A 10,732-nucleotide genomic window follows, 5' to 3' on the forward strand; every position below is an offset into this window, starting at 1 on the left:
CGGCGGTCCTAAAGGGTACGGGCCAACCGGTCGGCGAGGATCCGGGTGAACCGGGCCGGGTCGGCCAGCTCCCCGCCCTCGGCGAGCAGCGCCATCCCGTACAGCAGCTCGGCGGTCTCCGTCAGGGCGCTCTGGTCGCTGCCCTGCTCGTGGGCCTTGCGCAGCCCGGTGACCAGCGGGTGGGTCGGGTTGAGCTCCAGGATCCGCTTGACCCGGGGCACCTCCTGCCCCATCGCCCGGTACATCTTCTCCAGCGTCGGCGTCATGTCTTGGGCGTCGCCGACGACGCAGGCGGGCGAGGTGGTCAGCCGCGAGGAGAGCCGGACCTCCTTGACGCTGTCGGCCAGCGCGCCGCTCATCCAGGTGAGCAGGTCGGCGTACTCCTGCCGCTCGGCCTCGGCCTTCTCCTTCTCCTCGTCGGTCTCCAGGTCGACCTGGCCCTTGGCGACCGAGCGCAGGGTCTTCCCGTCGTACTGGCCGACCCGCTCGACCCACACCTCGTCGACCGGATCGGTGAGGATCAGCACCTCGAAGCCCTTGGCGCGGAACGCCTCCAGGTGCGGCGAGTTCTCGATGGTGACCCGAGACTCACCGGTGGCGTAGTAGATCTCGGTCTGGCCGTCCTTCATCCGCTCGACGTAGTCGCGCAGCGTGGTCAGTTCGGCCGGATCGTTGGTGCTGGCGGCCCGGACCAGGTCGAGCAGCGCCTCGGTGTTGTCCGGGTCCTCGAGCAGCCCCTCCTTGACCACCGCGCCGAACTCGGTCCAGAAGGTGCGGTAGGACTCGGCGGAGAGTTCCTTGAGCGTGGCGAGGACCTTCTTGACCAGGCGACGGCGGACGGCCCGGATCTGCCGGTCCTGCTGGAGAATCTCCCGGGAGATGTTGAGCGACAAGTCGTGCGCGTCCACCACGCCCTTGACGAAGCGCAGGTAGTTGGGCATCAGCGCGTCGCAGTCGTCCATGATGAAGACACGCTTGACGTAGAGCTGCACACCGCGGCGGCCCTGCGGGGAGAACAGGTCGAGCGGGGCGTGCGAGGGCAGGAAGAGCAGCGCCTCGTACTCGAAGGTGCCCTCGCCGCGCATGTGGATGGTTTCGAGGGGATCGGCCCAGTCGTGGGCGACGTGCCGGTAGAACTCCTTGTACTCGGCCTCGTCCACCTCGTCCCGGGAGCGGGCCCAGAGCGCCTTCATCGAGTTGAGGGTCTGCTCCTCACGGGTGGTGGTGCCGTCCTCACCCGACCGCTCGACGGTCATCCGGATCGGCCAGGCGATGAAGTCCGAGTATCGCTTGACGATCTCCCGGATGGTCCACTCGGCGGTGTAGTCGTGCAGGTTGTCCTCGGCGTCGGCGGGCTTGAGGTGCAGCGTAACCGAGGTGCCCTGCGGCGCGTCATCGACCGACTCGACCGAGTAGGTGCCCTCGCCGGTCGACTCCCAGCGCGTGCCCCCGCTCTGCCCGGCCCGCCGGGTCAGCAGGGTGACCTTGTCGGCCACCATGAAGGTGGCGTAGAAGCCGACCCCGAACTGGCCGATCAGCTCCTGCGAGGCGGCGGCGTCCTGGGACTCGCGCAGCTTGCGTAGCAGCTCGGCGGTGCCGGACTTGGCGATGGTGCCGATCAGCCCGATCACCTCGTCGCGGGACATGCCGACGCCGTTGTCCCGCACGGTCAGCGTGCGAGCTTCCCGGTCGACCTCGAGCTCGATGTGCAGGTCGGCGGTGTCGACCGCCAGGTCCTTGTCGACCAGCGACTCCAGCCGCAGCTTGTCCAGCGCGTCAGAGGCGTTCGAGATAAGTTCGCGCAGGAAGACGTCCTTGTTCGAATAGATCGAGTGCACCATCAGCTGGAGCAGCTGACGGGCCTCGGCCTGGAACTCCAACGTCTCGACCCGGTCGCTCACACCGACTCCCTTCCATGTCGCGGGCCTTCCGGCGGAAAGGATACGAGGCGTGCGCGCCCGGCCACCGCAGGGTGGCGCCGGCGGTAGCCTCACCGGAGGCGGAGCGCCCCCGCCGCACGGTGGTACGCAGCCCGCACCGCAGCCACCGTACCCCTGGGCCCTAGTTCCCGACGCAGCCCCAGCAGGTAGCCGGTCGGGTGGGCCTCCCGGAGCTGCTCCCGCCCGCCCATCATGGTGGCCGTCGCACTGACGACCGTGGCCGCGACCGCCCCCGATCCGGTCACCACGGGCGGCAGGTCCAACGCGCTGCCGAGTGCGGCGAGGGCCGCCGGCGGGACCAGCGTCTGCGTGGTGAGCAGGGCGCGGACCGGCTCCAGGCCGAGCTTCGACAGCTGTCGGGCGGTAGCGTTGATCCGGCCGCCGATCTCCCGTTCGACCATCATCTCGAGGTGGGCGGCCCGGACGGCCGGGTCCGGCACCGCGCTCAGCTCGGCGAGGGCGGGTGCCAGCGAGTCGAGGTAGGCGCGGTAGGCGAGCAGCTGCGGCTGAAGTTTTCGGCGGGCCTTGATGATTCGACGGATCGGCACGTCGCGCAGACCTTTCGGCACGGCGACCGCCAGCGCGAGGACGGCGAAGGCCTGGGCGGGTTCGGGGCGGGCGAACGCGGCCGGTGCCGCATCGTCCAGCAGGGCGGCGGCCATCGAGTCGGTGGTCCATCCGCCGCTCGTCGCCAGGGTCACTGGCAGGTCGGTCACCATCGCCATCCGGTTCTCCGAGGCCACGGCGTCGGCGAGCACCGCGAGATAGAGCGTCGCGAGGTCACGGTGCAGGCACAGGTGAGGCAGCGGCCGGCGTCGGCCGTCCGCGCGCACGTCCTCGAGCCGGACCAGTAGGCCGCTGTCGGCCAACCGATCCGCCAGGGACCACAGCATCTTGCCGGGCATCACCGGCGCCAGACGGGGATCGCGCGGCGCCAAGCGCCCGGTGTCGGCTCGGTCCTGGACGATCGGATCGATCCCGAGGCGTCGGACGCCATATCGGGGAAGCAGTTCCTCCTCGTGCCGATCGAGGAACCGGAAGAAGAGTTGTTCGGCCCGCTCGAGCGGCCCGCCGTAGTCGCGCTGCCGAAGACGTACGTCGACGATGCAGTCGAGCTCGTCCCGGAGCTGTCGCACCAGGTCAGAGTCGGACCAGTTCCAGATGGTGTCGGGGAGCATCCGGGCGATCTTCGGCCAGTACAGGACGGCGCCCTTCAGCCACGCCTCGTCTCGGAAGTCAACGTACGGGTGGTAAAGGGCGATGTCGCTCACCACTCCATTGTCGAACAACGATGGCGGCATGGCGAAGACCATCTGGTCCAACCAGTTGACGGGTTGAGGTGTCGGTGGCCACACTGCCGCCATGGCCTTCGCCCCCGTACCCCGCGCCTCGGTCTCCGACCACGTCTTCGGCCAGCTCCGCGACGCCATCGTCAGCGGCCGTTACCAGCCCGGGGAGACGCTGCCCGGCGAGCGCGAGCTGGCCGCCGCGTTCGAGGTCAACCGGCACGCCGTCCGGGAGGCGCTGCGCCGGCTCCAGCAGCTCGGCCTGCTCCGGGTCAGCCAGGGCGGCGCGACCCGGGTGCTCGACTGGCGGGTGCACGCCGGGCTGGACCTGGCGCTCTCGCTGGCCCGGTCGGGCGACGTACTCCCGGTCGAGACGCTGGTCCGCGACATGCTGGAGATGCGGGCCTGCGTCGGGATCGACGCGGCCCGGCTCTGCGCCGAGCGCGGCGATCCAGCGGTCACCGCCGCGGTGGTCCGGGCCGCCGAGGAGTACGCGGCACTCGCCCCCGACCTGCCCCGCATGCACGACGCCGACATCGCCATGTGGCGGCTGATCGTCACCGGCTGCGGCAACACCGCCTACCTGCTGGCCTTCAACAGCCTGGTGGCGGGCGCGCTGGCAGTGGACGACGTACCGCCGGACGGCCGGGCCGCCGAACTGCTCGACGTCGCCGGCCACCGCCGGCTCGCCGCCGCCATCGCGGCCGGCCAGGGCGCGGCCGCCGCCCGGCACGCCCGGGCCCTGCTGACCGCCCCGGTCACCGCCCCCACCACCCCGTCCGGAAGGGAAGCCCGATCATGATCCCCGCCGTGCTCTACGCCGTCCCGGCGTTCCTGCTGCTCATCATCATCGAAGCGGTCTCCTACCGGCTCCTGCCCGACGACGAGGAACGCGGCTACGAGCTGCGCGACACCACCACCAGCCTGTCGATGGGCCTGGGCAGCGTGCTCATCGGCGTGCCGTGGAAGCTGGTCACCGCCGGCGTCTACGCGGCGCTGTGGCTGGTCGCGCCGGTCCACCTCTCCCCCGCCAACTGGTGGACCTGGATGCTGCTGTTCTTCGCCGACGACCTGGCCTACTACTGGTTTCACCGGGGGCACCACGAGGTACGCGTGTTCTGGGCCAGCCACGTGGTCCACCACTCCAGCGTCTACTTCAACCTCTCCACCGCCCTGCGGCAGAGCTGGACGCCGATGACCTCGCTGCCGTTCTGGCTGCCCCTGGCGCTGCTCGGCATCCCGCCGTGGATGATCTTCCTGCAGCAGTCGATCAGCTTGCTCTACCAGTTCTTCCTGCACACCGAGCGGATCAACGTGCTGCCCCGGCCGATCGAACTGGTCTTCAACACCCCGTCACACCACCGGGTCCACCACGGTGCCAACGCCGAGTACCTGGACCGCAACTACGCCGGCATCCTGATCGTCTGGGACCGGCTCTTCGGCACCTTCGAGCCGGAACGGGCCGCTGTCCGGTACGGGCTCACCAAGAACATCAACACGTACAACCCGCTGCGGGTGGCCACCCACGAGTTCGCCGCGATCTGGGCCGACGCCCGGGCCGCCCGTACCTGGCGGGACCGTCTCGGCTACGTCTTCGGCCGGCCCGGCTGGCAGCCGGCCCGGTGAGGCGCCCCTGGTTGCCCCTGTTCGGGGCCGTCGCCGCGGTCGAACTGGTCGGCGTCGCGCTCGACTCCACCGCGACCCAGTGGCTGGCCAAGCCGCTGCTGGCCCCGCTGCTGCTGGCGTACCTCTGGTCTGTTCGGCGGCGGATCGACGGCGTCGCAGTTGGCCTGGTCTTTGCCACCGCCGGGGACGTGGCCCTGCTCGTCGCGGGACCGGCCGCGTTCCTGCTGGGCATGGGCTGCTTCCTGGTCACCCAGCTCGCGTTCCTCACCGCGTTCGTCCGGCGCCGCCGGCCGCCGGTCCCGGCGCTCCTGGGGTACGTGGCGCTCTGGGCGGTCGCCAACGCCCTGCTCTGGGGCGCGCTGGGGCCGTTGCGGCTGCCGGTGCTCGGTTACAGCCTGGCGCTGTCCCTGATGGCCGCCGCCACGGCCAGGGTGTCCGGGCGGGTGGCGGTCGGCGGGGCGCTGTTCCTCGGCTCGGACCTGCTGATCGCGCTGGACGCGGCCGGCGTCCACCTGGCCGGGCACGGTCTCCTGGTCATGACGACCTACATCGCCGCGCTGCTGTTCATCACCACCGGCTGGGCGGCGGCTCTGACCACCGGCGACCGCCACCCGTCACCGGTCGCGCCAGCCCGGATTTGATCCACTCCAGGTCGCGCAGGTGGCGGTATCCGCGCCGACCCGATATCGCCACCTCCCGGACCGGGCGTCGGTCTCGGATCAACCAGCAGCCACCGCCGGTCAGTCCCACCAGAAGGACCAGTGATCGGCGGGTGCCTGCCGGCGAGCCACGTCGTCCACCTCCCCGAGGATCTGGGACAGGTCGTCGCAGTAGGACCACTGCTCGATCGCGCAGGTCGCGGCGGTGAGCGGGTCGCGCGGCGGGCGAGTGACGGCCAGTTCCAGGTTGTCGACGCCGGGCTGGTACAGCTCGGCGCCCCAGGCCTTCTCCCAGTGCCGGAGCACGAAGACGTGGTCCGCGTAGTGCAGGTCAGGGTGCGACGGGCCGCCCATCCAGTTGTTCATGGTCGCCATGAGTCCCGGCACCAGGGCAAGCACCTCGTGGCCGGCCGCCGCCGGCACCAGCAGCACGTCGGTGGGCGGGTACGAACCGGTCTGGCGCCGGATCCCAGGCGGAATCTCCGTCAGCGGTCCGATCGCCTCGGCAACCCGCGCCGGGTCGAACTCGGCCCGGCGCTCCTCCTGCCACGCCGCCGTCTGCGGGTCAGCGGATTCGTCGTCCTCGACGATCCACTCCCGCTTGGACCGGATGATCAGCGCCATCCGCTCCGCCGGGTCGACCTCGCAGAGGGCGTCCAGCCAGGTGGGCCCCTGGTGCCGCCGGCACCAGCTGTACGTCCCCTCGGCCGCGGTGCCGGCCGTCCAGCCCAGCACCGGCCAGAGACCCGTACGGGGATGCTCGGCCCGCAACGCCCGCCAGACCCGGTCGTGTTCGCCCTCGGGAAAGGTTCCGCTGACCAGCGGCACACCGGCCGCCGTCTCGGCGAACTCGATCCCGTCCAGCGAGCGGAGCAGCGTCTTCACATGCAGGAGAGTACGGAGATTGCCACCCTGGGCCGAGTGAGTATCACTGCTCCAACCAGGGTTCACGAGCGCGCCGGGGCGTCATCAGCTCGCCGGGCTACTCGGTGAATTCGACGCCCGTGAGGTCGGTGAGGTACGCATCGAGCTGCGCGACCGGCGCGTTTCGTCGACCGGCATGGTCTCCAGCAGGATGGCACGGACCGCCTGGGCCGGGTCGCCGGTGTGCCGCAGTCCCTGGATCCGCTCGGTCACCTGATCGATGACCTGCTCGCAGGCGAAGGCGAGCAGCTCGGCGCGGGTGGAGAAGTAGTGACGCAGCGCGCCGGAGGACCACCAATGCGGTAGCGGAAATGACTCCACCGCGCGCCCTCCTGGATGCCGCGCTGCGCGTCGGCGAGGCCCGACCAGGCGACGCGGTTGACGAACGGTCAGGCCGTGGCCCGGCGGAGGTGGACCAGCACAGCCAGGACGCGTCGGTGGTCCTCGTCGGACGCGGCCAGGTCGAGCTTGGCCATGATGGAGCTGACGTGCGCCTCCACCGTCCGCTCGGTGAGCCACAGCCGGCGAGCGATCCCGACGTTCGTGCGCCCCTCGGCCATCAACGCCAGAACCTCCCGCTCCCTGGCGGTCAGGGTGCTGAGCGGGTCGTCAGGCGGGCGGCGGCCGATGAGCCGGGTGACCACCTCCGGATCGAGCGCCGACCCGCCCGCGGCCACCCGCCGCAGGGCGTCGAGAAAGTCGTCGACGTCGAGCACCCGGTCCTTGAGCAGATAGCCGAACCGCCCGCCGGTGACCAGGTCCACCGAGTGCCGGGTCTCCACGTGCTGGGAGAGCAGCACGATGCCGAGCTGCGGGTGGCGGGTGCGGATCTGGCGTGCCGCGCGGGCGCCGTCGTCGGTGTGGTCGGGCGGCATTCGTACGTCGATGACGGCCAGGTCCGGCTCGGCTTCCTCGACGGCGACCAGCAGACTCGGCGCGTCGACCGCCTTGCCGACCACCTCGTGACCGGCGTCGGCGAGCAACCGGGCCAGCCCCTCCCGGAACAGCGCGGAGTCCTCACCGATCACGATCCGCACGGCAGCACCGCCTCGACGAGCGTCCCGTCGCCGGGTCGGCCGGCCACGGTGAGTGCGCCCCCGGCGGCGGCCACCCGGTCGGTGATGCCCGCCAGCCCACCGCCCGGCCGCACGCACGCCCCGCCCACGCCGTCGTCCCGGATGGTCACCCTCAGCTGGTCGTCGGTTCGGAACACCCGAAGGTGCACGCTGGTGGCGGCGGAGTGCTTGACCACGTTCGCCAGCGCCTCGCTGGCCACGTAGTAGGCGGTGGTGGCCAGTTCCTCGGGCACCGGCTCGGCGCCGATGTCGAGCGTGACCGGCAGCGGCACGCCGCGGGCCAGCATCGCCAGCGCGTTGGCCAACCCCTCGTCCAGGCTGGACGGGCGCAGCCCGTGCGCGATCTGCCGCAGCTCCGCGACCGCGGTGCCCAGCTCGGCGACCGCCTGGTCGAGCAGGCCGGCGACGTCGGTCTCGGACAGGTGCCGCTGGGCGAGCCGCAGCGCCATGCCGAGCGACACGAGGCGCTGCTGGGCACCGTCGTGCAGGTCGCGTTCCAGCCGCACCCGCTCGGCGTACCCGGCGCGCAGCAGCCGTGCCCGGCTGGCCTCCACGTCGCCCAGCGCCCGGCGTAGCTGCAACCGCAGCCGGACCACCTCGACGAGCAGCGCGCAGGGGTCGGCCAGCTCGCGCATCAGCTCGCGGGTGGTCTCGCCGCGCACGAGCACGCCGATCTGTTGTCCGCCCAGCCGGATCGGGGTCGGCTCGCCGGCCGCCTCGAACCGCGCCCCGGTCGCGCTGACCACCTCGTCCGTGCCAGGCATCCGGTACCCGATACGCAGCTTGGGATCACGCAGCGCCTGCCGCAGGGTTTCCTCGAGTCGCTCCGGTGCCGCCTCGCCGGCGTGCATCCGGTCGCGGAGGTCCTCGATCGCCGCGAGTGCCGCCTGGCGGGCGGGATAGAGCCGGCGGTCCACGCGATGCTGCAACCGGACGCGCAACGGGGACAGCACGAGCGCGCAGACCGCGGTGGCACCGGCCGCCGCCGCCGGCGACGAGCGCCCCGCCACGACGCCGACGACGAAGGCGGCGACCGTGTAGAACGCCAGCAGCGCGGCGGTGACCAGGCCGTAGGTGACGGTGGCGCTCAGCGCCTTGTCCACGTCGTACAGGTCGTGGCGGAGGATGCCGACCGCGGTGGCCGCCGGGATCGCGATCAACGTGGCGGCGAGCCCGGCCACGGCGAGGTCCGGCCCGTCGAGCAGCAGATAGCTCAGCCAGCACAGCAGCAGCGTCGCGGGCAGGAACAACGCGCCGAGCGCGAACCACTTCAGCTGCGCGCGGCGGATCGGGTCGGCGGCCCGCCGGTAGCGCACCACCATCGCCGTGGCGGACGCGACGAGCAGGGCGAGCAGCCCGGGCAGCAGCACGAACGCGATCGGTTTCAGCACCCGCGCCAGCGCCGGCGGCGGGGTGCCGAACGCATGGTCCGCACCCGCGAACGGCTCCGGGAACGGGGCGGGGTCGAGACCGGTGAGCACGATGAACGCTGCCGGCACCACCAGGAGGCCGACCGCCGTCACCTGCCAGCGCCGCCCGGGCAGCAGCCGCCCGTCCGGGAAGAGCAGCATGAGCAGCGCCGCCGGCACGTAGTTGAGCATCCAGGCGCCCTGGCTCACCGTGGCCAGGAGCGACGACACCGGCAGCGCTCCCGGCCGGTGCGCGACGACGTACGCGTAGACGTCGGTCCAGGCGACCCAGATCGCGAGCAGTCCGAAGAACGTGAGCAGCGCACCGATCACGTTGGTCGGGCGCTTCGTCGCGACCAGCACGCCCAGGCCCACCGAGGCGGTGGCGAGGAGGCAGGCGGTCGCGAAGTAGGCGACCTGACCGGGATCGGCGGCAATCGACAGCAGCCAGCCACCCGCGCCGACGAGCGCGGCGGCGAACGCCGCCAGGCCGTACGAAACCAGCCGCGGCAGGGTCATGGCCCCACGGTAAGCCCTCCGGCAACCGGTGCGGATGCGTGCCAGCACGGAGATCGCTTCCGTACCTCCCCGCACTCCGATTCCCGAGTCCGCCCCGATGCCCGACGGTGCGGTCCGGGCCAAGACTGCTGGCCAGGACATCCGCTCAAGGAGGCAATCGTGAGACACACCCGTACCTTCACCATCGGTCTCGTACTCGCCGGCCTGCTCGGCCTCGGCGACCTGGCCACCGGGTTCTTCGGCGTGGGCGGGGAGGGCCAGCCGCCGCTCGCCGCGGCGGTGGTCATCACGCTGCTCGGCGCGATCACCCTCGCCGGCGCCTGGTTCGCCTGGCGCGGAAGGCGCGGCGGCCTCGTCACGGTGATCGTCACCCGGATCCTGTCCGGGCTCGCCGTGCTGCCGGCGTTCGGCGACGACAGCATCTCCGCCGCCAACGAGGTTCTCCTCGGCGTCGGTCTCGGCGTCACGGTGGCCGCGCTGGCGCTGATCTGGCCGGGCCTGCGCCGGGCGGCGGTGGCCGCGTCATGACCGCCACCCTCGACCGCAAGGTCGCGGTCGCCTCGACCGACGCGCTGCGCCGCGTCGGCACCGCTGCCGCCATGCTGCTCGCCCCGTGGGGGTTCGTGGTCGCCAACGCCGCCTACGCCTGGGCCACCCGCGACGGCGGCAGCGACGAGACCGGCGCGGACGCCCTCGCGCTCGCCGCCGCGCACCCGGCGCCACTGCGGGTGAGCACCATCGCGGCCCTGCTCGGCTGCCTGCTCATCATCCCGGCCGCGCTCGGCGCCATCGGGTTCACCCGGCACCGGGCGAACCGGCTCGGCCTCATCGGCGGATCACTCATGATCGCCGGGTACGTGGCGTACTTCGGCGCCGTGATGAGAGGTTTCGTCGACCTCGCCATGGCCGAGCGGGGCGGCCCCACCGGCGACTACGCAGCCGTGCTGGACGCCGCCGGCGAAGCCGCGATCCCGTGGCTCCTGCTCTTCGTGGCCGGGAACATCCTCGGCACGCTGCTGCTCGGTATCGCCCTGCTGCGCGCCCGGACCGCACCGGCCTGGGCCGCGGCCACGATCTGCTGCTGGCCGGTGCTGCACGTGACCGGCCTGATCGCCGGCACCGAGTGGTTCGAGGTCGCCGGCGCCACGCTCCAGGCCGTCGGCTTCGCCGCCCTCGCCATACGGCTGGCCCGCACCGGTTGACCTGTGGTGGGGGGATCAAGGCGTACCGCCGGCGACCGGCACCCGCCGCCGGTCGGAGCAGCCCTGGCTTGATTCACTCCAGGTGGCCGGG

Annotated in this window: 11 protein-coding genes; 5 read left to right on the forward strand and 6 right to left on the reverse strand. The window is 71.9% G+C overall.

All coding sequences use genetic code 11. From position 1 onward, the window contains the following. Positions 1-8 precede the first annotated feature (8 nt). Together htpG and ACFYM6_RS18435 are read right to left on the reverse strand one after the other, a co-directional pair. Entirely contained in the window at positions 9-1,901 is a 1,893-nt protein-coding gene (htpG, locus tag ACFYM6_RS18430; RefSeq protein ID WP_387276927.1) for a molecular chaperone HtpG, read from the reverse strand. An 89-nt stretch (positions 1,902-1,990) separates the two neighbouring features. Beyond that, positions 1,991-3,211: a DUF6236 family protein gene (locus ACFYM6_RS18435; RefSeq protein ID WP_387276928.1), complete on the reverse strand. Its 1,221-nt coding sequence runs from the start codon at positions 3,209-3,211 to the stop codon at positions 1,991-1,993. Between the two features lie 91 nt (positions 3,212-3,302). On the opposite strand from ACFYM6_RS18435, the gene ACFYM6_RS18440 reads away from it, so the two are divergent. Genes ACFYM6_RS18440 through ACFYM6_RS18450 form a run of 3 tightly spaced genes read left to right on the forward strand, consistent with a single transcriptional unit; the run spans position 3,303 to position 5,493 of the window. After that, positions 3,303-4,028 (forward strand): FadR/GntR family transcriptional regulator, encoded by a 726-nt coding sequence (locus ACFYM6_RS18440; protein WP_387276930.1) that lies wholly within the window; start codon positions 3,303-3,305, stop codon positions 4,026-4,028. Next, positions 4,025-4,852 carry a sterol desaturase family protein gene (locus ACFYM6_RS18445; protein WP_387276932.1) on the forward strand — a complete coding sequence of 276 codons (828 nt, stop codon included), beginning with the start codon at positions 4,025-4,027 and terminating at the stop codon, positions 4,850-4,852. Before ACFYM6_RS18440 ends, ACFYM6_RS18445 begins: the two co-directional genes overlap by 4 nt. An 11-nt stretch (positions 4,853-4,863) precedes the next feature. Further along, entirely contained in the window at positions 4,864-5,493 is a 630-nt protein-coding gene (locus ACFYM6_RS18450; RefSeq protein WP_387276933.1) for a lysoplasmalogenase, read from the forward strand. 99 nt (positions 5,494-5,592) lie between these two features. On the opposite strand, the gene ACFYM6_RS18455 is transcribed toward ACFYM6_RS18450, so the two are convergent. The 4 genes from ACFYM6_RS18455 to ACFYM6_RS18470 form a co-directional block, all read right to left on the reverse strand. Next, entirely contained in the window at positions 5,593-6,396 is an 804-nt protein-coding gene (locus ACFYM6_RS18455) for a DUF4253 domain-containing protein (protein WP_387276935.1), read from the reverse strand. Positions 6,397-6,480: 84 nt separating this feature from the next. Next, positions 6,481-6,756 (reverse strand): hypothetical protein, encoded by a 276-nt coding sequence (locus ACFYM6_RS18460; protein WP_387276937.1) that lies wholly within the window; start codon positions 6,754-6,756, stop codon positions 6,481-6,483. A gap of 68 nt (positions 6,757-6,824) precedes the next feature. Then, positions 6,825-7,472, reverse strand: coding sequence for a response regulator transcription factor (locus ACFYM6_RS18465; RefSeq protein WP_357435597.1), 648 nt, complete (start codon positions 7,470-7,472; stop codon positions 6,825-6,827). Continuing rightward, on the reverse strand, positions 7,460-9,439 hold the full coding sequence (locus ACFYM6_RS18470) for a sensor histidine kinase (RefSeq protein ID WP_387276939.1): 1,980 nt from the start codon (positions 9,437-9,439) through the stop codon (positions 7,460-7,462). Before ACFYM6_RS18470 ends, ACFYM6_RS18465 begins: the two co-directional genes overlap by 13 nt. A 159-nt stretch (positions 9,440-9,598) precedes the next feature. Here ACFYM6_RS18470 and ACFYM6_RS18475 point away from each other — a divergent pair, with 159 nt between their 5' ends. Together ACFYM6_RS18475 and ACFYM6_RS18480 are read left to right on the forward strand one after the other, a co-directional pair. Further along, positions 9,599-9,967, forward strand: a complete 369-nt coding sequence (locus tag ACFYM6_RS18475; RefSeq protein ID WP_387276941.1) for a hypothetical protein — start codon at positions 9,599-9,601, stop codon at positions 9,965-9,967. Further along, on the forward strand, positions 9,964-10,641 hold the full coding sequence (locus ACFYM6_RS18480; RefSeq protein WP_387276943.1) for a hypothetical protein: 678 nt from the start codon (positions 9,964-9,966) through the stop codon (positions 10,639-10,641). The genes ACFYM6_RS18475 and ACFYM6_RS18480 overlap by 4 nt, the downstream gene beginning before the upstream one ends. The last annotated feature ends 91 nt before the right edge of the window (positions 10,642-10,732 follow it).

The organism is Micromonospora sp. NPDC006431 (assembly GCF_042870725.1).
GTDB lineage: Bacteria > Actinomycetota > Actinomycetes > Mycobacteriales > Micromonosporaceae > Micromonospora.